Genomic DNA, 21,611 nt, shown 5'->3' with positions numbered 1-21,611 from the left:
GGCACGGCGCCGGTGGTGGCGACCCCCCGGCCCGCGCCCGCGATCTCCGTGCCGCACCAGACCGGCGAGGCCCGTGCCCTGGCCGGTCCCGGAAGGGATGTCTTGCCTGCCCACCCGCAGCGATGCACCTACCTCGGCCCCGAGGGGACCTTCACCGAAGCCGCGCTGGGCACCCTTCCCGAGGCGGTCACGCACGAGGTGTTCCCGTCCGACTCGGTGGCGGGCGCGCTCGACGCGGTGCGGGGCGGGGAGGCCGCCGCCGCGCTGGTGCCGATCGAGAACTCGGTGGAGGGAGCGGTCACCGCCACTCTCGACGAGCTCGCGACCGGGCGGCCGCTGACGATCCGCCGCGAGGTGCTGCTGCCGATCAGCTTCGCGCTGCTCGTCCGGCCGGGCACGACGCTGGACGACGTCAAGAGCGTCACCGGTCACCCGGTGACCCAGGCGCAGGTGCGGCGCTGGCTGGCCCGGCACCTGCCGCACGCCGAGTGGGAGTCCGCCGCGTCCAACGGCGAGGGTGCCCGCCTGGTGCGCGACGGCCGCTTCGACTGCGCCTTCGCCGGGGAGTTCGCCGCGCGCCGCTACGGGCTGGAGGCGCTGGTCACCGAGATCAACGACGCTCCCGACGCGATGACACGCTTCGTGCTGCTGGGGCGTCCCGGTCGCATCGCCGCGCCGACCGGCCTGGACAAGACGTCCATCGTGGTCTGGCCGGCCGCCGACGAGCCGGGGGCGCTGCTGGCGCTGCTGGCGGAGTGGGCCGTGCGCGGGGTGAACCTGCTGCGGATCGAGTCGCGGCCGACCGGCGAGGGACTCGGCCGGTACTCCTTCTCGATCGACGCCGAGGGGCACATCACCGACCGCCCGGTCCGGGAGGCGCTGATGGGGCTGCACCGGATCAGCAGCAGAATCCGCTTCCTCGGCTCCTATGCCCGCGCGGACCGGACCGCCCCCGCGACCGACCCGCGCCTCGCGAACCACGAGTTCGCCAGGTCAGCCGCCTGGGTCGCCCGCTGCATCGACGGCATCGGTGAGCTTCCCGAGCTGTGACCGCCGCGTCCGCTCCCGGTGACGGGTCGGCCGAAGGTGACGCAATCGTTCCCCTGAAGCCGGTGGTGTGGCTAATCTCACCTGTCATGACGCACGACGATCGCACCGGCCGGGGCCGCTCAGGCGGCACCGGGGTGGTCGCGGACCGGTTATCCGGAGCCGCCTCGGCCCGCCGTGGCCTCTCGACCCGCCGTGGCCTGTGGCCCGGCCGGCGGGGCGCCGCGGCCGAGCTTGCCGGCGCCGACCTGGCCGGCCGGGTCTTCAGCGGCCGCGGGCTGCGCGGGGCCGACCTGCGCGGGGCCTATCTGAGCGGCGCGGACCTGCGCGGCACCGACCTGCGAGGTGCCCTGCTGCGCGGCGCCGACCTGCGGGACGCCGATCTGAGCAGCGCGGTGCTGACCGAGGCGGACCTCAGCGGGACCATGCTCGTCGGCACCTACCTCACCGGCGCCGACCTGCGCGGCGCCGACCTGCGCGGGGCGTACCTGCGCGACGTCGACCTGCGCGGGGCGTTCCTCGGCCGTGCCGACCTGCGTGACGCCGACGCCAGCGCGGCCATCCTGCGCGGTGCCGTCCTGCAGGGGGCGGACGCGACGGACGCGATCCTCGACACGGCCGACCTGCGCGCGGCTGACCTGCGCGGCCTGCGGCTGGCCGGGGCCCGGCTGCACCGGGTGGACCTGCGCGGCGCCGACGCCCGGGGCACCGAACTCGGTGAGGCGACGCTGTGCGCGGCCCGGCTCGACCGGCTCCGATGGTCCGCGGCGACCACCTGGCCGCGGAACGAGTGGGCGTACCGGGTCCGCTCGACCTCCCGCGAGACAGCACCGGGTGTCTTCGAGGTCGAGGGCAGCCGGCACGGCTGACACATGCCGTACAGGCCTTACCGGTCGAGTCCGGGCCGGCTTCGGCCTACCATCGCGAAATGAACCTGCGGTGTTTGACCACGCTGCCCGTCCCGGGGCCCCGGGACGGCGACCTGGCGGCCGGCACCAGCCGACCCGCCACCGGAGAGGTCACCGGTCGTCCACCCTCGGCAGGTGGGTCGACGTCGAGGTCGATCTGATGGGGCTTTTCCGCCGTCGTTCCGACGCCTCCCGCGAGTCCGATCCCGCGCCCACGTTCGGCGGGCGGACGTTCAGCCGTCTGTTCGGGGTGTCCTGTGCCGAGTGCCGGCTCGGGCCCGCCTCCTTCACCCGGGTCGCCGCCGAGGCCTACGCCTGGGCGGACACCCACGACCAGCTCCACCATCCCGCCAGGTCGTCGGCGAAGGTGGTCAGCAACCGGTAGGCCGGGCAGCGGGCCCGGCACGGTCAGCTGACGGGCGGCCGGTGCGCCTCGCCGCACGCCGGCCGGGCCCGCAGCAGGCGCTCCAGCTCGTCGATGCGGTCGAGCAGGTCGAGGACGACCCCGGTCGCCGTGTAGGTGATCCCCAGGTCGCGGCGAAGCCGCTCGATGCGCCCGGCGCGCGCCACCGCCCGCGCGGCGAGGACATACCGCCCGGACGCGTCGGGCTCGGCGTCGAGCAGGCCGAGCGCGACGAGGCGGCGGACCAGGTCGGGGTGCAGCCCGGAGGCGAGGCCGAACGCCTCCAGGTCGAGCCCCGGCCCCCGGCTGTCGCGCCCGGCACCGGGGCCGGCCTCGGCCCCGGTGCCGGTGCCAGGCGGGCGGATACGGACCAGCAGCGTCGTCATGACGGCCCCCTGGGGTTGAAGGACGAGTCCCGGGCCAGCTGGCGGAACAGCTCGTTCTCCCGCTCGGTCGGCTTGGTCGGCACCATGATCCGGGCATGTGCGTACAGGTCACCGGCGTCCGCCCCCGGGCCGGAGGCCGGCAGGCCCCGTCCGCGCAGGCGCAGCGCACGGCCGCTGGGCGTCCCCGCCGGCACGGCGAGGCTCACCCGCTGCCCGTCCGGGGTGTCCAGCGCGACCGTTGTGCCGAGCGCGGCCTCCCAGGGAGTGAGCAGCAGATCGGTGTGGATGTCCCGGCCCTCCGCCCGGAACCGCGGGTCGGCCAGCAGGCGCACCACCAGGTACAGGTCGCCTGCCGGGCCGCCGCCACGCCCCCGGCCGCCCTGCCCGGCGAGCCGCAGCCGCTGGCCGTCGCGGATCCCGGCCGGGATCGTCACCTCGATCTCACGAGGGCCGTCGGCACCCGGCAGGACCACCCGGCGCCGCCCACCCCGGTACGCCTCACCGAGCGTCGCCTGGACCTCGGACTCCTGGTCGGCACCGGGCACCGGCCCGGCCCGGCCGCGGTGGGCGAACCCCTGCGCGCCCGCGCCGAACAGGTCAGCGAAGTCGAACCCCCCGAACCCGAATCCACCCCCGCCGCCGCGCGGACCCGCGCCGAAGCCGCCGCCGCCCCGGTCGGCCCCGAAGCCGGAACCAGCACCGCTGCCGGCGGCTGCGCCGGGGCCGCCGCCCGCACGACCAGCCCAGGTCTCGGCGCCCTCGGGCACCCGGCGGAAGTCGGGGCCGAAGCGGTCGTAGCGGGCCCGCGTCCGCGGATCGGACAGCACGTTGTACGCCTCGGACACGTCCTTGAACCGTTCCTCCGCCGACGGGTCGGAGTTGATGTCCGGGTGGTACTTCCGCGCGAGCCGGCGGTAGGCCCGCTGGATGGCGTCCGCATCCGCGTCCCGTGCCACTCCCAGGACCTGGTAGAAGTCCTGGCTGGTCGCTGGCCCGGTGCGCCCGCCGCTCATGACGGCGCGTCCACCTGCGGCGCGTCCTCCTGCGGCCCGGCGCTCACGGCGACGGTCACAGGGCGCAGCAGCCGCCCGTCCGCGGCGAACCCGGGGCGCAGGACCTCGACGACGGTGCCGGCGGGCGGCGGCTCCGCCATGGTCGAGGCGTCGATCACCGCTCCGACCTCGTGCCGCTTCGGGTCGAACGGGCCGGCTTCGTCGTCCAGGCGGCTGACGCCGCTGACCCGCAGTGCGTCCAGCGCGAGCTGACGCACGCCGCGGACGCCGTCGACCAGCGCGCCGGGGCCGGCGGCGGCGTGCTCCAGAGCCAGGTCGAGATGGTCGAGGACCGGAATCCAGGCGAGAACGACTCTGTCCCGTTCGGCCGACCGGGCCGTCTCGAGCTCCCGCCCGGCCCGGCGGCGGTAGTTGTCGAAGTCGGCGAGGGTGCGCAGGTGCCTGGCCTGGCATTCCTCCAGCTCGGTAGCCAGGCCGGACGGCTCAGTCATCGTCCCGGGTGGTGAAGTCGGCGTCGATCACGTCGTCGGCGGCCGACGCCGTCTGCCGAGCGCTGGCGGTCGGGAGGGCGAACAGGATCTGCTGCAGATCGTTCACCAGCGGGCGGACGCGGGCGACGTCGGCGTTCTCGTCGAGCGCGCGGCGCGCGTCGGTCACCAGCTGTTCGGCACGGGCCTTCTCGTGCACGGGCACCTGGTCACCGAGCTCGGAGATCCGCCGCTCGACCTGGTAGACGATCGAGTCGAGCTGGTTGCGGGCGTCGGCGTTCTCCCGCCGGGCGCTGTCCTGCGCCCGGTTACGCTCCGCGTCGGCCACCATCCGCTCGATCTCGTCCGACGGGAGGTTGGTGTTGTCGGAGATGGTGATCCGCTGCTCCGCGCCGGTGTCCTTGTCCTTGGCGGTGACGTTGAGGATGCCGTTCGCGTCGATGTCGTAGGTGACGTCGACCTCGGCCTGGCCGCGCGGCGCGGGGCGGACGCCCTCCAGGCGGAACCGGCCGAGGGTCCGGTTGTCCGCGGCCATCTCGCGCTCACCCTGCAGCACCACGATGTCGACCGCGGACTGGTTGTCCTCCGCGGTGGAGAACGTCTCGGTGCGGCGCGCCGGAATCGTCGTGTTCCGTTCGATCACCGTGGTGCTGACCCCGCCGAGTGTCTCCACGCCGAGGGAGAGCGGGTTGACGTCCAGCAGCAGGACGTCGGAGACCTCGCCCCTGAGCACCGCGGCCTGTACCGCCGCCCCGACCGCGACGACCTCGTCCGGGTTCACGGTCATGTTCGGGTCCCTGCCACCCGCGAAACGGCGGACGGCGGCCTGGACCGCCGGCATCCGGGTGGCGCCACCGACCAGGATGACCTCGTCGAGGTCCCCCTGTGCGGTCTTGGCGTCCTTCATCGCCTGCCGCAGCGCGGGCATGCACCGCTCGAGCAGGTCGGACGTGCTCGCCTCGAACTGCGCCCGGGTGAGGGTGGTGTTGAGATGCTTCGGGCCGTTCGCGTCGGCGGTGATGAACGGCAGGTTGATCTGTGCCTGCGTCACCGAGGAGAGTTCGGTCTTGGCCTTCTCCGCCGCTTCGAAGAGCCGTTGCAGCGCCTGCGGATCCATCCGCAGGTCGATGCCGGACGTCTTCTGGAAATCGTCGGCGAGAAGGTCGACCAGGCGCCGGTCCCAGTCGTTTCCGCCCAGATGGGTGTCACCCGCGGTGGCCCGTACCTCGACGATGCCGTCACCGACGTCGAGAACGGACACGTCGAACGTGCCGCCGCCCAGGTCGAAGACCAGCACGGTCTCGTGCGACCGTTTGTCCAGCCCGTAGGCGAGGGCCGCCGCGGTCGGCTCGTTGATGATCCGCAGTACCTCCAGGCCCGCGATCCGGCCGGCGTCCTTCGTGGCCTGCCGCTGCGCGTCGTTGAAGTAGGCCGGCACGGTGATCACCGCCTCGGTGACCCGCTCCCCCAGGAACCGCCCGGCGTCGTCCGCCAGTTTCCGCAGCACCATCGCCGAGATCTCCTCGGGCGCGTACTGCTGCCCGCGCACGGTGATCCGGACGGCGTCGTCCCTGCCCGGCTCGAGGTCGAAGGTGACGGTTCTGCGCTCGCTGGAGACCTCGCTGTAACGGCGGCCGATGAACCGCTTGACCGAGGTGATCGTGCCCTTCGGGTTCAGAATCGACTGCCGGCGGGCCAGCTCCCCCACGAGGCGTTCGCCGCTCTCCGTGAACGCCACCACGGACGGTGTCGTGCGGGAGCCTTCCGCGTTGGGAACGACGGTGGGCTGACCGCCCTCGACAACCGCTATGACCGAGTTCGTCGTACCGAGGTCTATTCCCACGGCCTTTCCCACGATTTCCTCCTGATGAGAGCCTTCCGGTGTGAGGCGCTTTCCTCTCTCCGACACATGCCCGCACATGCGCGTGTGCAGGGAATCGCGGCAACCGCCGCCTGACAGACCGGTACCACCTCCCGCCGGCCCGAAAACGGAAACGGCGGACCGGCGGCGCACGGCGAACCAGCCGGCGTCGGCTCGTACCGGCGCACACAGGGCGGACCGTCACCCGCCGGACGGGCGTCCGCTTGCCGGCCAGGCAGGCCCGACCGACGATTGGTGCGTAGCCAGACAAGAGCACTGCGTCACAGTCAGGGAGGTACGCGCATCATGACTCAGCCTGTGCGCGCCGGGGCCAGCCGCCCGCTGTCCACCGTCCGCTTCGACCCGTTCCGCGAGATCGAGGACGCCTGGAGCCGGATGGGCAGCCTGCTCGGCGACGTCGTCGGCGGTGAGCACCGGTCCTACGGGGCCCTGGGCAGCCGAACGGCCGCGGTGGACGTCGAGGAGACCGACGAGGCGTTCATCGTCGAGCTCGAGACGCCCGGTGTCCGGGCCGACGACCTTTCGATCGACCTGCGGGACAACGAGCTGTCCATCAGCGGCGAGATCAGGGCGCGGGAACGCGAGGGGACGCTGCGGCGGCAGGGCCGCCGGACAGGTCGGTTCGAACAGCGGATCACGCTCCCCGGCGAGGTCAACCCGGACGCGGTGACCGCGGCTCTGGACTGCGGCGTGCTGACCGTCCGACTCCCGAAGGCCCGCCGCAGCGAGCCCCACCACATCAGGATCTCCGGACCCACCGCGGCGGCCGAGCCGGGATCGACGCAGCGGCGGGGCTGACCCACGACCGGGGCCGCGCAGGACGGCACCGATGTTCGGACGGCTGACAGCGGGGCAGGAGGAAACACGGGGTTCAGGGACGTACGGGCCGCCGGGCGCACAGACCGCCAGGAGGCGGAAGGGAGCGACGAGATGCTCTTCCGTGATCGCGGACATGCGGGTCGCGAGCTCGGCAGGCGGCTGGCATACCTGCGCGGACCGGACGTGGTGGTCGTCGGCCTCCCCCGCGGCGGGGTGTCGGTCGCCTACCACGTCGCGCGGGTGCTGGACGCGCCGCTGGACGTCATCGTGGTCCGCAAGCTGGGTGTCCCCTTCCAGCCAGAACTGGCGATGGGTGCCATCGCCGAGGGCGACGTGCGGGTCATCAACAACGAGACCCGGCTCCTGGCCGTGAGCCCGGCGGACCTCGCCGCCGTCGAAGCCCGCGAGCGGGTGGAGCTGGACCGGCGGATCCGCCGCTTTCGCGGGTCCCGCCCGCGGGTTCCGCTGGCCGGCCGCACGGTGGTCGTGGTGGACGATGGCATCGCCACCGGTGCGACAGCCTCCGCCGCCTGCCGGGCGGTCCGCGCCGCCGGCGCCGCCCGCGTGGTGCTGGCCGCGCCGGTCGCCCCGCCGGACCGGATCGCCTGGTTGCGGCAGGACGCCGACGAGGTGGTCTGCCTGGCCACCCCGGAGGAGTTCTTCGCCATCGGCTCGTTCTACGCCGACTTCACCCAGACCCCTGACGAGGAGGTGACGGACCTGTTGCGGCAGGCCGCGCTCGCCGCCCCGCCGGAGCCCGCCAGGATGCCCAACCCTGGCGCAGGAGGATCCACGGGCACCGGCCAGCGGATCGAGGTCACCGTCCCGGCTGGCGCGGCACGGCTCACCGGGCAGCTCACGGTGCCGGACCATCCGCGCGGGCTGGTCGTGTTCGCCCACGGCAGCGGCAGCAGCCGGCACAGTCCGCGCAACCGCCACGTGGCCCAGGCCCTCAATTCCGCCCGCCTGGCCACGCTGCTGTTCGACCTGCTCACCCCGGACGAGGAAGCCGACCGCACGAACGTGTTCGACATCGGCACGCTCGCGCGACGGCTCGTCGAGGTCACCCGGTGGCTGGACGAGCAGCCGGCCACCGCCCGTCTCCCCACCGGTTTCTTCGGCGCCAGCACCGGTTCCGCGGCCGCGTTGTGGGCTGCCGCCGAACTCGGCCCACGCATCAGCGCCGTCGTCTCCCGCGGCGGGCGCCCCGACCTGGCTGCCCCGAAGCTGGCTCTGGTCGCCGCCCCGACCCTGCTCGTCGTCGGCGGGCGGGACGACGTCGTGCTCGACCTGAACCGGCGTGCCCAGGCTCAGCTGCGGTGCGAGAACCAGCTCACGGTGGTGCCGGGAGCCACCCACCTGTTCACCGAGCCCGGTGCGCTGGAGGCGGTGGCCGCCCTGGCCAGGGACTGGTTCCTCCACCACTCGGCCCTGGTCGGGACCATCCGCGCCTGAGCCCCGTAGAGACGCGGAGACGCGGAGACACGGAGACACCGGAACCTGCCGTCGCGGGTCGTAGGCGTGGCGGCCGCGGCACACCCGGCCTGATATGCAGCGGTCTGGGCTGATATGCAGCAATCTGTGGCTCTCTTCGTCAGGCACCGCATCGACGCGACCATCGCCGACGGCGTCTTCGCCCTGTTCGCGCTGGCGGCCGGGGGCTGGCCCGGGGCGGCCGGGTGGCCGGCGCCGCACGGCGCGGGTTCCCTGCTCCCGGCCGGGACCAGGGCCGACCCCGCGGGCAGCCGGACCGAGGACGGCCTGTTGTGCCTGTCCGTGCGGTCCGCCTTCCATCTGCTGCTGAGCGCGGCGGAGCTTCCGGCGGGAAGCGAGGTCGTCATCTCCGCGGTGACCCACCCGGACATGGTGCGGATCATCGAGCTGCACGGTCTGCGCGCCGTCCCGGTGGACATCGACCCCGGCACCCTCGCCGTCGACGAGGCGGCGCTGGACTCGGCGGTCACCGATCTGACCCGCGCCCTCGTCGTCACCCACCTTTTCGGTGCGCGGTCGCCGCTGGACGCCGTCGCGCGGACGGCGCACGACCGCGGGCTGCTTCTCATCGAGGACTGTGCCCAGTCCCTCCAGGGCCCCGACGACCGGGGCGATCCGCGGGCCGATGTGTCCCTGTTCAGCTTCGGGCTGCTCAAGACCGCGACCGCGATGGGTGGAGCGGTCACGTGGGTGCGCCGGCCCGCGCTCGCCGCCGCCATGCGTGCCCGGCACGCGGGCTGGCCCGTACAGTCCCGGCGGGCCTACGCGGTGAAGGTGCTCACCTGCATGGTGGCGCTGGTTGCGTCCCGCCCGGTGCTGTACGGCCTCCTTTTCGGCGACAGGTGCAGGCGCGACCCGACCGCGCTGGTCCGTTCCCGGGTCCCCGGGGACGGGCCCGGCTTCACCCGGTGGCTGCGGCGCAGGCCCTGCGACGCGCTTGCCCGGACCGTGGCCCGGCGGCTGGCCCACTTCCCCGCGCACCGGCTGGCCAGCCGCGCCGAGGCCGGGGAGGCCTTCGCGGCCGTGCTCCCGCCAGGGGTGTTCCGGCCCGGCGCCACCGCGGCGCGGCACACCCACTGGGTCTTCCCCGTCGTCGTCGACGACCCGGACCGGGCCGTCCGCGGGCTGCGGGCCGCCGGCGTCGACGCGACCCCCGCCACCAGCCAGATCGCCGCGGTCGAACCCGCTCCGCCGGGCGCCGCCCGGATGCTCACCGGCCTGGTCTTCGTACCGGCCTACCCCGGGCTGCCCGCCGCCCGGCGAGACCTGGCCGCAGCCGTCGTCGCGGCCTGCTCGCCGGAAGGCGCCGCGACCCCCTGACGTGACCCACGCAACAGGGGAGAGTAGGTGCCACGGGACAGCGGGCCCGGATGTCGCGAAAGGACGACCGCCGGCCCGCCGGTCCACACCGCACCCGCGAAAGGACTCCCATGCGCCATGACGACATGATTCTTGTCAGCGTTGACGACCACATCGTCGAACCGCCCGACATGTTCGCAAACCACCTCCCCGAGCGGTACAAGGCCGACGCGCCGCACGTCATCAGCCTGCCGGGTGGCGCCGACGCCTGGAAGTTCCGGGACACCATCGTCCCCAACGTCGCCCTGAACGCGGTGGCAGGGCGGCCGAAGGAGGAGTACGGCTTAGAACCACAGGCCCTGGACGAGATCCGCCCCGGCTGCTACCAGGTCGACGAGCGGGTCAAGGACATGAACGCCGGCGGCATTCTCGCCTCGATGAACTTCCCGTCGTTCCCGGGTTTCGCGGCGCGGCTGTTCGCCACCGAGGACCCGGACTTCTCCCTGGCCCTGGTGCAGGCGTACAACGACTGGCACATCGACGAGTGGTGTGGGGCGCACCCGGGGCGCTTCATCCCGATGGCCCTGCCCGTCATCTGGGACGCCGAGCTCTGCGCCCTCGAGGTGCGCCGGGCGGCGGCGAAGGGATGCCACTCGCTGACCTTCACCGAGAACCCGGCGGCGCTCGGCTACCCCAGCTTCCACGACGCGTACTGGAACCCGCTGTGGCGCGCGGTGTGCGACACGAACACCGTGCTGTCGATCCACATCGGCTCGTCCGGCAAGCTGACGATCCCGGCGCCCGACTCACCGCCGGACGTCCTGATCACCCTGCAGCCGATGAACATCGTCTCGGCCGCGGCCGACCTGCTGTGGTCGCCGGTCATCAAGAACTTCCCGGACATCAGGATCGCCCTGTCCGAAGGCGGGACGGGCTGGATCCCCTACTTCCTGGAGCGCGTCGACCGCACCTTCGACATGCACTCCACCTGGACGATGCAGGACTTCGGCGGCCGGCTCCCGTCCGAGGTGTTCCGCGAGCATTTCCTGACCTGTTTCATCAGTGACCCGCTCGGGGTCGAGCTGCGCCACCACATCGGCATCGACAACATCGCCTGGGAATGCGACTACCCGCACAGCGACTCGATGTGGCCGGGCGCGCCGGAGGAGCTGGGCGCGGTGATGGACAAGTTCGCCGTCCCCGACCCGGACATCAACCGGATGACCTACGAGAACGCCCTGCGCTGGTACTCCTTCGACCCGTTCTCCCACATCCCACGCGAACAGGCGACGGTCGGCGCGCTGCGGGCCCGGGCCGAGGGCCACGACGTCACGATCCGCGCGCTGAGCCACCGCACCTACGAGCGCGGCGAGAAGCTCGCCGCCTACCAGGCCCTGGCCTCCTCCGCGCCCCAGCGGTAGCACCGAAACGGCAGGTCCCGACCGGCCGGCTCCGGGCACGGGCAGGGGCAGGGGCAGGGCGCGCGGTGCTCACGCCGCGCGCCCCTCCACCCGGAGCCAGCCGACCGTGGCAGATGGTCCGCGGGTGGTCAGGCCGCGGGTGGTCAGGCCGCGCGGCCCGGCACCGTGGCCAGCTGGCCGATGCGCACCTTCTCCAGCATCGTGGCGACGGAACGGGTGATCTCGGGCAGCGAGTCCCGCAGCCCGGCGACGGCCTGCTGATAGAGGTCGAGGTCGGGGACGCCCGCCCCGGCGAGCAGCCCCATCGGGTCGGCGAGGCGGGCCTCCAGCCACCCGACCGGGTCGTCGGTGAGCCACGGGTCGAAGACCCGGTCGCTCGGCTCGTTGTCCCGCATCGTGGGATGGTGATGGACGCGGTCGCGGCTGCCCGGCCCGCCCGCGACCGACTCGAGCAGGTCCACCCGGAACACCGCGTCGTCGACGACGACCCGCTGCGAGGCGTAGACGGAGCCCCGCCACGGCTGGCGTTCGACGAGCCTCAGCTCCACCCGCACGCCCCGCTCCGGGCCCTCCTGGCCAGGTGTCGGTTCCGGGTCGACGAAGTAGAGGTCCTCGACAACCACGGCAAGTCCGTCGAAGCAGAACATCGTCAGCATGTGCCCGCCCTTCGGTCCACGTCGCGCTCTGGTCGGTGTCGTACTTCGTGATGGGATGCTGGCACGCCGCGCGGGCGACCGTCCGGCGCACGCGTTGCTCTTCATCAGCCCGAAACCATCGGGTCCGCGGGCCCGGGCCGCAGGATCCCCATCCGAGGATCCGATGCCCCCCGGAAACCTCACAGGTCCGGTCGCTGATCGCCAGCCGGGGCACCGGGCGCCACCAACCGTCACGTCAGTACACGTCGCGGACGTAGCGCCGGTCGGCGGCGAGCTGGCGGACGTAGGCAGCCGCGCCGTCGGGGCCCAGTCCGCCGCAGGTGGCGACGACATCGCGCAGCGCCCGGTCCACGTCCCGCGCCATCCGGACGGCGTCGCCGCACACGTAGACGTGGGCGCCCTCGGCCAGCCAGGTCCACACCTGCGCGCCGTGTTCACGCATCCGGTCCTGGACGTAGACCTTGGCGCGCTGGTCGCGGGAGAAGGCGAGATCCAGCCGGGTGAGGGCCCCGGACGCGGCGAACGCGGCCAGCTCGTCGGCGTAGTAGAAGTCGGTGGCCCGCCGTTGTTCGCCGAAGAACAGCCAGTTCGGGCCGGGCGCGCCGCGGGCGTGGCGGTCCTGCAGGAACCCGATGTACGGCGCGATACCGGTCCCGGCGCCGATCATGATGGCTGGCGTGGCATCGTCGGATGGCAGGCGGAAGTGCGGGGCCCGCTTCACGAAGACCCGCACCGGGTGCCCCGGCTCCGCATCCGCGAGATACGTCGAGCACACACCGCCACGAGCGCGGTCGCCAGCGCCCGCGAAGCGGACGACCGACACGGTGAGGCTCACCGTCCGCGGCTCCACGAGCGGCGAGGACGAGATCGAGTACAGCCGCGGCCGCAGCGGCCGCAGCACCGTCATCCACTCCGTGGCATCGGCCCGCACCGGGTGTTCGGCCAGGACGTCGACGGCCTGGCGTCCCCACGTCCACTTCGCGAGCTCAAGCTGGTTGTCGGGACGCAGCAGCGTGCGCAGGCGGCTGTCACCGGCCCGTTCGGCGACGAAGCGCAGCAGCTCCGGCCGGACGGTGGTGATGTCCAGGCGGTGCCGCAACGCCTCGGCGAGCGGCGCCCGCCCACCGTCGCCCGTCTCGACCTCGGTATCCGGGGCGAGGCCGGTCACGGCGAGCCACTCGTCGACCAGGGACGGGTTGTTCGTGGGCCAGACGCCCAGCGCGTCACCGGCGGCGTACTCCAGCCCGCTGCCAGCCAGGTCGATGGTGACCCGGCGGACCTCCTTGGCCGAGCCCGCCAGGCTCAGCAGCCGGTTGTCGATCAGCGGTGCCGCCCAGGGATCACGGTCCGCCGCCCGCGGCGGTGTGGCGGGCCGGGCGGCAGGCACAGCGGCGACGGGCACAGCGGCGACGGGCACGGCAGCTGCGGGCACGGCGGTAACGAGCGGTCCGGCTTCCGGTCCGGCTTCCGGCGGCGGGCCGAGGACGGCCCGCGGGTCCGCGGACGGGGCGAGGGCGGCCAGGACCTGTTCCAGCCAGCCGTCCAGGGCGTCCCGGTAGTGGGGCTCGCAGTCGACGCGGCCGACGAGCCGGGTCGCGCCGAGTTCGGCCAGGCGCTCGTCGAGGCGACGCCCGTGGCCGCAGAAGTCCGCGTAACTGGAGTCGCCGAGCGCGAGCACGGCGTAGCGGCGGCCCTCCAGGCGAGGGGCGTCCGCGCCACGCAACGCGTCCCAGAAGACCGTGCCGTTGTCGGGAGCGTCACCGTCACCGAAAGTACTGGTCACCACCAGCAGGTCACCCGGTGCCACGAGGAGCTCGCCGACCGGCGCCGCCATGGCGTCGACGCGGACCTGCCAGCCCGCGTCCCGCAGCCGGTCCCGGATCACGCCAGCGGCGTCCTCGGCGTTGCCGGTCTGTGAAGCCCACAGCACGCTCACCGCGCATGCCCCGGCGTTGACGGCGTTGACGGCCGCGGCGACGTCACGCCGCGTCTGGATCGGAATCAGCGGGGTGGTGGGGAGAGCAACGCCGTAGCCGCCGGCGAGGAAACCGTCCGCCCACTGCCGGCGTCCCGCGTCGAAGGGCGCGTCCGCGGGCAGGCGCGGCGGGGCGCCCGGGGCCGGCGGCGCGGCGGCCAGCGCCGCGAGGAACCCGGCGAGGTACCGCCGCTGGGGTTCCGTGAGATCCGGTGGGGTCAGATCGATGCCGAGTGCCTCACCCAGCGCATGGGCGGTGCCACGATCCGCAGGCTCCCGGTCCGGGGGCTCCCGGTCCGAGGGCTCCCGGTCCGGGGGCTCCCGGTCCGAGGGCTCCCGGTCCGAGGGCTCCCGGACCGCAGGCGGGACATCCAGCGGCGGACCGGCGACCCTGGTCAGCGCGACCGCGCAGGCCTTCAGCTCGGGCTGGAACGAGATCGGGTCGACCGCGTCGCTGGTGACCGCGTTGACGCTGAGCTGGTCGCCGAACAGGTCGTTCCAGTGGAACGGGGCGAAGCAGCCCCCCGGCAGCACCCGGTCGGTGACGACCGCCGGCAGCACGGCGCGGCCACGGCGGGAGGCGAGCTCGACCCGGTCACCGGCAGCGATGCCCAACGCCTCGGCATCGGACGGGTTGATCTCGACGAACGGCCCGGGGTTCAGCCTGTTCAGCCTGGCGATCTTGCCGGTCCGGGTGAGGGTGTGCCACTGGTGCGCCAGCCGTCCGGTGTTGAGCAGGAAGGGGTAGTCGTCGTCGGGGAGCTCGGCGGGCGGCAGGTGCGGCCGGGCGTGGAAGGCTGCGCGGCCGGACGGCGTCGGGAAGCGCAGCCGCGGGCGGGTGCCGTCGGTCCGCTCCAGCAGCGGCTGGCTGACGCCGTCGTTGCGGTAGCGGATCGGGTTGCGGTCGGCGGCACCCGGCGGGGCCGGCCACTGCACCGGGCCGGTGCGCAGCCGCTCGTAGTCGACGCCCCGCAGGTCGTAGCCGGTCTCCGGGTTGGCGAACTCGCGGATCTCGGCGAAGACCTCCTCGGCGGAGGCGTAGGTGAAGGAGTCCGCGAACCCCAGCGCGGCGGCGACCCGGGCAACGATCTGCCAGTCGGGCAGCGCCTCCCCCGGCGGGTCGACGACCCGCCGGGCCAGGGTCAGGTTCCGCTCGGAGTTGACCATGATGCCGTCGGTCTCGCCCCAGGTCGCCGCCGGTAGCAGCACGTCGGCATGGGCGTTCGTCTCGGTGTCGCCGAAGGCGTCCTGGACGACGACCAGCTCGGCCGCCGCGAGACCGGCGAGGACGGTGGCCCGATTGCCGACCGATGCCACCGGGTTGGTGCAGATGATCCAGCAGGCCCTGATCCGTCCCGCGGCCATCTGCTCGAACATGTCGATCGTGCCCCGGCCGACGTCCGGGCGCAGCGTGCCGGGCGGCAGGCCCCACTGCCGCTCGACGAAGGCGCGGTCGGCGTCGACCAGGACCGAGCGCTGGCCGGGCAGGCCGGGTCCCATGTACCCCATCTCCCGGCCGCCCATCGCGTTGGGCTGGCCGGTGAGCGAGAACGGCCCGGCGCCGGGCCGGCAGATCGCCCCCGTCGCCAGATGCAGGTTGACCAGTGCGTTGGTGTTCCAGGTGCCGTGGGTGCTCTGGTTGAGGCCCATCGTCCAGCAGCTCATCCAGGTGTTCCCGGCCGCGGCGATCCAGGCGGCGGCCTGGCGCAGGTCGTCCTCGGCCAGGCCGGTGAGCTCGGCGACCGTGGCCGGCGGGTAGTCGGCCAGGAACGCGGGCAGCTCCTCCCATCCGCTGGTGTGCTCGGCGATGAACGCCGCGTCCAGGTGGCCGCCCTCGGCCAGCAGGTGGAGCAGGCCGTTGAGCAGGGCAAGGTCCGTGCCCGGACGGATCTGGAGGAACAGGTCGGCCTTCTCGGCGGTGGCGGTGCGCCGCGGGTCGACGACGATCAGCCGGGCACCGGCCCGGACCCGTTCCATCAGCCGCAGGAACAGGATGGGATGGCACTCGGCCATGTTCGATCCGATGACCAGGAACACGTCGGCGTGGTCGAGGTCGTCGTAGGAGCCGGGCGGGCCGTCGGCGCCGAGCGACAGCTTGTAGCCGCTGCCCGCGCTGGCCATGCACAGCCGCGAGTTCGACTCGATCTGGTTGGTGCGCAGGAAGCCCTTCGCCAGCTTGTTGGCCAGGTACTGCGCCTCCAGCGTCAGCTGGCCCGAGACGTACAGCGCGACGGCGTCCGGGCCGTGCTCGTCGATGATCGACCGCATCCGGCTGGCGACAGTGCCGATCGCCTCGTCCAACGGGAGGTCGGTCAGCTTCCCGCCGCGCTCGTGGCGTATCCGTGCCGTCGCCAGCCGGCCGGGCGCCGCCAGCAGGTCGGCGCTGGTCGCGCCCTTCGTGCACAGCCGGCCGCGGTTCGCGGGGTGCTCCCTGTCCCCGCTCGCCCGGATGACCCGGCGGCTGCCGTCCGGCTCCGCGGCGAGGTCGAGGACCATGCCACAACCGACCCCGCAGTACGAGCACACGGTCCTCGTCCGGGCTGCGGACACCGGTCCTCTCCCCTTCCTGACGAAGGCCGCCGTCGTCGGCGGCTGGCGCTGTCGACGAATACGGCTGGCGCTGTCGGATGCGGCTGGCGCGTCGCGTTCCGACCGTAGGAGAGGCGCGTTTCACCGGTGTCACACCCGGGCCGGCCGTCGGTGACGACCACCGCACCACCACCGGCGGGGCCTGGTGAGCCCCGGCGGGGAGGCGATACCCGGGCGGCGCCGCATCGCTCGGGGCCTGGTTCGCCGGGTGCCCGCACCAGCCTCCCGCCTGCCCGCCGAAGGGTGCTCACCGCTGCCGGCCGGCTGGTGAGAGAACTGTTTTCCCGCCGTGTAATGGCTGGCCGGGTGCCGCGAAACAGCCGCTTCCTAGCGTGCCGTCGCGACACGTCCTGCCCGATGTTTCGCGCCCCGGCCCGAGGAGCCCCCATGAGCACAGCCCCCGCTGACAGGAAGCGCCCGGGCCGGCGGACCGGTCGGTCCGGCCGGTCCGGGCGCTGGATCGACGACTGGCATCCGGAAGATCCCGTGTTCTGGGAGAGGACCGGCCGGCGGATCGCCCGCCGCAATCTCGCGCTCTCCGTCCTCGCCGAGCACTTCGGGTTCTCCGTCTGGGTGATGTGGAGCATTCTGGTCATCAAGATGGGTGCGGACGCCGACGGCGGGCCGGGTCCCGCCGGCTTCGCGCTGAGCATCGACCAGCAGCTCTGGCTTGTCGCCGTCCCCTCCGGGGTCGGGGCCTTCCTCCGCCTGCCCTACACCTTCGCGGTGCCGGTCTTCGGCGGCCGCAACTGGACGGTCTTCTCCGCACTGCTGCTGGTCGTGCCCTGTGTGCTGATGATGTGGGCGGTGCGCCACCCCGAGCTGTCGTTCGGCACGCTGCTGGCGGTCGCCGCCGTGGCCGGGGTCGGCGGCGGGAACTTCGCCTCGTCCATGACGAACATCTCCTTCTTCTACCCGGAGAAGGAGAAGGGGTGGGCGCTCGGGCTCAACGCTGCCGGTGGCAATCTCGGGGTTGCCGTGATCCAGAAGCTCGGCGCGGTCGTCATCGCCGCCGGAACCGGCACCGCCCTGGCCCGGATCGGTCTCATCTACATTCCGCTGGCGATCGTCGCGGCGGTCGGGGCACTGCTGTTCATGGACAATCTTTCCGAGGCGAAGGCCGATTTCAGCTCGACCGCGTCGGCGGCCAGCCGCGGCCAGACCTGGATCATGTCCTTTCTCTACATCGGCACCTTCGGTTCCTTCATCGGCTATTCGTCGGCGTTTCCCGCGCTGCTGAAGAACCCCGCGCTGTTCGACCGGCCGGACGTCGCGCTGAGCTACGGCTTCCTCGGCGCGCTGGTCGGCTCGGTCGCCCGCCCGCTCGGCGGGAAGCTCGGCGACCGGATCGGCGGCGCGAAGGTGACCGTCGCCGCCTTCGGCGTCATGACGCTGGGCGGTCTCGGCGCGGTCGCCTCGATCGGCTCTCGGGGCGGCATCCTCGACCGGCCCAGTTTCGGGCTCTTCTTCGCCTCGTTCATGCTGCTGTTCCTCGCCAGCGGCATCGGGAACGGGTCGACGTACCGCATGATCCCGGCGATCTTCGCCGCCCGCGGAGCCCGCAACGGCGGAACCCCGGACGCCATGCTCCGGGCCCGCCGGGAGGCTGCCGGTGCCATCGGTATCTGCTCGGCGGTCGGTGCCTTCGGCGGCTTCCTGGTACCGATCGTGTACGCCGAGTCGAACAAGGCCTACGGGACGATCGCCCCGGCCCTGTGGGTCTACGTCGGCCTGTTCGTCGTGATGGCCGCCGTCACCTGGCTGTGCTACCTGCGCCGCGGCGCCGCCGGCTCCCAGCCCACCCAGCCCGCACAGCCCGCACAGCCGACCTCGGCACCGGAACCGGCATCAGCGCAGGCACTGGCAACGACCACGAGCTGATCCGCCAGAGCCGCACCGGCACACGCGAGCGGTGGCTTCCGCCTCGGCGCGGTAGCGCTCCACCGGGCCAAGGGTGATCATGCCGCTGGCGGCGCCGGCGTGCTCGGTGCGGGCGGGCCACAGCGCCCGGGCGGCCCGCGCGGCGATCGCGGGCTCGCCGAGCTGCATGGCGGCGCGGGCGGTGAGGCACCAGAGCGCCTCCTGGAGGTGGTCGCGCGGCGGTTCGGGCGCTGTGGTGAGGGCGGCCCGGGCCTGTTCACGGTCGTCCCGTTCCCGGTCGTCCCGCGCGAGAAGCACGAGCGGCGCCGCCCAGGGCGCGTACGGGCCCCAGTCGAGCCGCGGGTCGGTGGGAGCGGGGCGGTCGTGCATCAGGCGCAGCCCGAGCAGGGCAAGCGGCAGCAGACCGCGGTGCAGGCCCGGCATCCCGGCATGTTCGAGGGCGGCGTCGGCGGCGCGGTAGGCGGCCGCGGCCTGTGCGGCGGACGGCCCACCCGGCACGGTGCTGCGGGCCGCGGTGACGAGGGCCCGGAACCACTGGGTCAGCACCGGCACGAGTGGTGACTCGTGCTCCGCAGCGAGTTCCTCGGCCGCGAGGGCATGGTGGGAGCCAGCGTCGAGATCGCCGCGGGCCGAGGCTGACTGCAGGCGGGCGAGATGGCCGAGGATCGCGAAGGCGGGCAGCCCGTGCCGGGTGGACAGGGCGATGATCTCCACCCCGACGGCGTCCCGCCGCGGCGCGAGCCCCGGCCGGGAGAAGGACTGGAGAAAGACGCCGTTGAGCGCGAAGGCGAGCAGGGCGGGATCGCCGAGGGCCCGCGCCAACGCCTCCGCCTTCCGCGCCGGCCCGGCGGCGTCCCCGGCGCGGCTCTCCACGGCGACCGTGGCGTACAGCCGGGCACGCAGGTCGGCGGGAGCGGCCGGCCCGAGCGCGGCGAGGGTGCGTTCGGCCGCGGCCACGACGGCGCGGCTCTGCTCCGGGTCATCGGCGCGGTTCCAGATCGCGGGCACGTCGTAGGCGCCGATCACCCGGGCGGTCAGCGCGACGTCGCCCGTCCGCTCCGCGGCGAGCGCGGCGGCGAGCCGGTCACGCCGTGACGAGACAAGCGCGTCTCCGCCGGCGAGTGCGAGGGCACGGGCGACATCCACCGTCGTGCGCGGGCCGAGGCGGGCGGTGGTGAGACGGGCGGTGGTGATCGGCCACGGGGAGCTCCGTGGTTCGAGGGCGGGCGACTGGGTGAGCAGATCCGTCTCGAGCTGCCGCAGGGCGCGGCTCGGGTCGAGCCCGAGCTGGTCGACGAGCATCGCGCGGGCCCGCCGGAGCGTGGCGAGCGCGTCGGCCTGACGGCCGGCGCAGTAGAGGGCGCGGGCGAGCAACCCCCACGCCGGCTCGCGCCACGGGTGCTCGGTGACATGGGCGTCGAGGTCGGCGACGAGGTCGGCCCCGTGGCCGCGATCGAGCAGGACGGCGGCCCGCAGCTCCACACCCTGCAGCCGCAGCTCCCCGAGCCGGACCCGCTCGCCGCGCACCCATCCGACGTCGGGCAGGTCGGCGTAGGCCGGCCCGCGCCAGGCGGCGAGAGCCTCGCCGAGCGACGCGAACGCCTCGGACGAACCGGGCGAGCCGGGCGAGCCGGGCGAGCCGCGGGCGGCGGCGAGCGCGTCCTCGAAGCGGTGGGCGTCGACGGCCACCCGCGGCAGCCGCAGCGCGTAACCGGGGCCCTCGGTCACCAGCACGCGAGGTGGCGTGCGGGGCGGGCGTTCCGGCTCGAGGGCGCGGCGCAGGGCGGCGACGAACGTGCGGAGGGCGCCGACGGCGCCGGCCGGCGGGTCGGGCCACAGGTCGGCGACGAGGGTGTCCGTGGCGACCATCCGTCCGTCGGCGGCGACGAGGCGGGCGAGGACCTCACGGTGCCGGGGCCCGCGCAGGTCGATGTCGCTGCCGTCCTCGCGCCACGCTCTCGTCGCGCCCAGCACCTCGATCCGCATGTCCCCATCCTCACGCCCGCGCCGCGCCCGCGGTCTCGCGTGCTGATTCGCCGCTGATCGGCGCCCCGCAGCCTGGGCTCACCCGCTACGGAAGGAAGCCCGCCATGCGCCCCACCCTCACCATTCCCGGATTCGACCACGTCCGTCTGCCGGGCGCGGACGGCGTCACGCTCTCGGCCGCGGTCGGCGGCACGGGCAGCCCGGTCGTGCTGCTGCACGGCTTCCCCCAGACGCACCTCATGTGGCGGCAGGTCGCCGAGCGCCTCGCTGCCCGGCAGACGGTCATCTGCCCCGACCTGCGCGGCTACGGGGCAAGCGACAGACCACGGGCCACCAGCCCCGACGTGTACGCGAAGCGGACCATGGCAGCGGACATCGTGGCCCTCGCCGCCGCGCTCGGCCACGAGCGCTTCGCGCTGGTCGGCCACGACCGGGGCGCCCTCGTCGCCTTCCGGGCGGGCCTCGACCACCCCGAGACGATCACGCACCTCGGCATCCTCGACGTGCTGCCGACCCTCGACATGTGGACGGTGCTGCACGGAGTAGCCGGCGCGGTCGGCTTCCACCTCTCTCTCATGGCGCAGCCGGAGGGCCTGCCGGAAACGATGATCGCCAACAGCGCGGACGCCTTCTTCGGCTTCTTCCTCGACGCCTGGGCGAACGATCCCGGGGCGATACCGGCGGACGTCCGCGCCGAGTACCTGCGCGCCAGCGCTGCCGCGGTGCCGTCGATCGTCGCCGACTACCGCGCGTCCGCGGGCATCGACGTGACCCACGACCAGGCCGACCTCGACGCGGGCTCACAGCTCGCGATGCCCGTCTCCGTCGTGCAGCAGGACTGGGGCGCCCAGCTCGGCTTCGACGCCGCCGCCCTCTGGCGGGCCTGGGCACCCGACCTCGACCACCGCCTCACCCGCACAGGCCACTTCATGGCCGAGGAGGCCCCCGACGAGATCACCGAGGTGATCCGTGGCCTCCTCACACGATGACACGCGCCGCCTGCACTGTGGCCTTTCAGGAGCCTCGTCGCATGAACGAAAGTACACCGTGACCTACAGCACATCCGGGTGTCGACCGCCGAACTGGCTGCTGCGCCGCAAATGCACTGTGCCTGCTGCTCAGGGTTACGATCAGCCCACGTTCAACCATCCCAAGGGTGATCACGGGGGCAGGGATGACACAGCGGCGCACCGCCACCATCGGCGGGACGATCACCTTCGTCATGGCCGGTGCAGCAGGAGCGGCCGGCGGGCAACTCGCCGAGAACACCCCGTGGGCGTGGATCTGCCTGGTCGTCGCTCTCCTCGTCGGCGGCGCGGCAACCGCCTGGTGGACCTGGCGCACCACCCCCGACGACCCCATCC

Annotated in this window: 16 protein-coding genes and 1 pseudogene; 10 read left to right on the top strand and 7 right to left on the bottom strand. The window is 73.5% G+C overall.

Annotation, left to right across the window (positions count from 1 at the left end):
- The first annotated feature begins 102 nt into the window (after positions 1–102).
- The 3 genes from pheA to AB1460_RS09595 all read left to right on the top strand — a co-directional run bounded on the left by pheA (position 103) and on the right by AB1460_RS09595 (position 2,340).
- Complete coding sequence (pheA, locus tag AB1460_RS09605) at positions 103–1,050, top strand: prephenate dehydratase (RefSeq protein ID WP_368960492.1); 948 nt, start codon at positions 103–105, stop codon at positions 1,048–1,050.
- 86 nt (positions 1,051–1,136) lie between these two features.
- Complete coding sequence (locus AB1460_RS09600; RefSeq protein ID WP_368960435.1) at positions 1,137–1,916, top strand: pentapeptide repeat-containing protein; 780 nt, start codon at positions 1,137–1,139, stop codon at positions 1,914–1,916.
- A gap of 199 nt (positions 1,917–2,115) precedes the next feature.
- On the top strand, positions 2,116–2,340 hold the full coding sequence (locus tag AB1460_RS09595; RefSeq protein ID WP_071083279.1) for a hypothetical protein: 225 nt from the start codon (positions 2,116–2,118) through the stop codon (positions 2,338–2,340).
- Positions 2,341–2,363: 23 nt separating this feature from the next.
- Here AB1460_RS09595 and AB1460_RS09590 read toward each other — a convergent pair whose 3' ends face one another.
- Genes AB1460_RS09590 through dnaK form a run of 4 tightly spaced genes read right to left on the bottom strand, consistent with a single transcriptional unit; the run spans position 2,364 to position 6,100 of the window.
- Complete coding sequence (locus tag AB1460_RS09590; protein ID WP_368960433.1) at positions 2,364–2,744, bottom strand: chaperone modulator CbpM; 381 nt, start codon at positions 2,742–2,744, stop codon at positions 2,364–2,366.
- A complete protein-coding gene (locus tag AB1460_RS09585; protein WP_368960431.1) occupies positions 2,741–3,757 on the bottom strand; it encodes a DnaJ C-terminal domain-containing protein in 1,017 nt (338 codons plus the stop codon). The genes AB1460_RS09590 and AB1460_RS09585 overlap by 4 nt, the downstream gene beginning before the upstream one ends.
- A complete protein-coding gene (locus AB1460_RS09580; protein ID WP_368960429.1) occupies positions 3,754–4,248 on the bottom strand; it encodes a nucleotide exchange factor GrpE in 495 nt (164 codons plus the stop codon). Before AB1460_RS09580 ends, AB1460_RS09585 begins: the two co-directional genes overlap by 4 nt.
- The gene (dnaK, locus tag AB1460_RS09575) at positions 4,241–6,100 is read right to left on the bottom strand and encodes a molecular chaperone DnaK (protein WP_368960428.1); all 1,860 of its coding nucleotides are present in this window, start codon (positions 6,098–6,100) and stop codon (positions 4,241–4,243) included. Before dnaK ends, AB1460_RS09580 begins: the two co-directional genes overlap by 8 nt.
- A 312-nt stretch (positions 6,101–6,412) precedes the next feature.
- On the opposite strand from dnaK, the gene AB1460_RS09570 reads away from it, so the two are divergent.
- The 4 genes from AB1460_RS09570 (at position 6,413) to AB1460_RS09555 (ending at position 11,160) form a co-directional block, all read left to right on the top strand.
- Positions 6,413–6,925 carry an Hsp20/alpha crystallin family protein gene (locus AB1460_RS09570; protein WP_368960426.1) on the top strand — a complete coding sequence of 171 codons (513 nt, stop codon included), beginning with the start codon at positions 6,413–6,415 and terminating at the stop codon, positions 6,923–6,925.
- Between the two features lie 132 nt (positions 6,926–7,057).
- Positions 7,058–8,401 carry a phosphoribosyltransferase family protein gene (locus tag AB1460_RS09565; protein ID WP_368960424.1) on the top strand — a complete coding sequence of 448 codons (1,344 nt, stop codon included), beginning with the start codon at positions 7,058–7,060 and terminating at the stop codon, positions 8,399–8,401.
- Positions 8,402–8,527: 126 nt separating this feature from the next.
- Entirely contained in the window at positions 8,528–9,760 is a 1,233-nt protein-coding gene (locus AB1460_RS09560; protein WP_368960422.1) for a DegT/DnrJ/EryC1/StrS family aminotransferase, read from the top strand.
- A 110-nt stretch (positions 9,761–9,870) separates the two neighbouring features.
- On the top strand, positions 9,871–11,160 hold the full coding sequence (locus tag AB1460_RS09555; protein WP_368960420.1) for an amidohydrolase family protein: 1,290 nt from the start codon (positions 9,871–9,873) through the stop codon (positions 11,158–11,160).
- 143 nt (positions 11,161–11,303) lie between these two features.
- On the opposite strand, the gene AB1460_RS09550 is transcribed toward AB1460_RS09555, so the two are convergent.
- Both AB1460_RS09550 and AB1460_RS09545 read right to left on the bottom strand, forming a co-directional pair.
- Positions 11,304–11,816 (bottom strand): hypothetical protein, encoded by a 513-nt coding sequence (locus AB1460_RS09550; RefSeq protein WP_368960419.1) that lies wholly within the window; start codon positions 11,814–11,816, stop codon positions 11,304–11,306.
- Positions 11,817–12,051: 235 nt separating this feature from the next.
- Complete coding sequence (locus AB1460_RS09545) at positions 12,052–16,287, bottom strand: molybdopterin-dependent oxidoreductase (protein WP_420497228.1); 4,236 nt, start codon at positions 16,285–16,287, stop codon at positions 12,052–12,054.
- 480 nt (positions 16,288–16,767) lie between these two features.
- Here AB1460_RS09545 and AB1460_RS09540 point away from each other — a divergent pair, with 480 nt between their 5' ends.
- Entirely contained in the window at positions 16,768–18,261 is a 1,494-nt protein-coding gene (locus AB1460_RS09540; protein ID WP_368960415.1) for an MFS transporter, read from the top strand.
- On the opposite strand, the gene AB1460_RS09535 is transcribed toward AB1460_RS09540, so the two are convergent.
- The gene (locus AB1460_RS09535) at positions 18,229–20,247 is read right to left on the bottom strand and encodes a BTAD domain-containing putative transcriptional regulator (RefSeq protein ID WP_368960414.1); all 2,019 of its coding nucleotides are present in this window, start codon (positions 20,245–20,247) and stop codon (positions 18,229–18,231) included. The genes AB1460_RS09540 and AB1460_RS09535 overlap by 33 nt on opposite strands.
- A 104-nt stretch (positions 20,248–20,351) precedes the next feature.
- Here AB1460_RS09535 and AB1460_RS09530 point away from each other — a divergent pair, with 104 nt between their 5' ends.
- Positions 20,352–21,236 (top strand): alpha/beta fold hydrolase, encoded by an 885-nt coding sequence (locus AB1460_RS09530; protein ID WP_368960413.1) that lies wholly within the window; start codon positions 20,352–20,354, stop codon positions 21,234–21,236.
- Positions 21,237–21,421: 185 nt separating this feature from the next.
- Positions 21,422–21,611, top strand: a pseudogene (locus tag AB1460_RS09525) (hypothetical protein); the annotation flags it as partial.

The sequence above is a fragment of the Parafrankia sp. FMc2 genome (assembly GCF_041008525.1).
Classification (GTDB): Bacteria; Actinomycetota; Actinomycetes; order Frankiales; family Frankiaceae; genus Parafrankia.
This window is presented reverse-complemented; position numbering and strand designations above follow the sequence as displayed.

Coding starts and splice junctions, on each gene's coding strand:
- AB1460_RS09600 (WP_368960435.1), top strand. CDS start 1,137: ATGACGCACGACGATCGCACCGGCCGGGGCCGCTCAGGCGGCACCGGG.
- AB1460_RS09595 (WP_071083279.1), top strand. CDS start 2,116: ATGGGGCTTTTCCGCCGTCGTTCCGACGCCTCCCGCGAGTCCGATCCC.
- AB1460_RS09590 (WP_368960433.1), bottom strand. CDS start 2,744: ATGACGACGCTGCTGGTCCGTATCCGCCCGCCTGGCACCGGCACCGGG.
- AB1460_RS09585 (WP_368960431.1), bottom strand. CDS start 3,757: ATGAGCGGCGGGCGCACCGGGCCAGCGACCAGCCAGGACTTCTACCAG.
- AB1460_RS09580 (WP_368960429.1), bottom strand. CDS start 4,248: ATGACTGAGCCGTCCGGCCTGGCTACCGAGCTGGAGGAATGCCAGGCC.
- AB1460_RS09570 (WP_368960426.1), top strand. CDS start 6,413: ATGACTCAGCCTGTGCGCGCCGGGGCCAGCCGCCCGCTGTCCACCGTC.
- AB1460_RS09565 (WP_368960424.1), top strand. CDS start 7,058: ATGCTCTTCCGTGATCGCGGACATGCGGGTCGCGAGCTCGGCAGGCGG.
- AB1460_RS09555 (WP_368960420.1), top strand. CDS start 9,871: ATGCGCCATGACGACATGATTCTTGTCAGCGTTGACGACCACATCGTC.
- AB1460_RS09550 (WP_368960419.1), bottom strand. CDS start 11,816: ATGCTGACGATGTTCTGCTTCGACGGACTTGCCGTGGTTGTCGAGGAC.
- AB1460_RS09545 (WP_420497228.1), bottom strand. CDS start 16,287: ATGGTCCTCGACCTCGCCGCGGAGCCGGACGGCAGCCGCCGGGTCATC.
- AB1460_RS09540 (WP_368960415.1), top strand. CDS start 16,768: ATGAGCACAGCCCCCGCTGACAGGAAGCGCCCGGGCCGGCGGACCGGT.
- AB1460_RS09535 (WP_368960414.1), bottom strand. CDS start 20,247: ATGCGGATCGAGGTGCTGGGCGCGACGAGAGCGTGGCGCGAGGACGGC.
- AB1460_RS09530 (WP_368960413.1), top strand. CDS start 20,352: ATGCGCCCCACCCTCACCATTCCCGGATTCGACCACGTCCGTCTGCCG.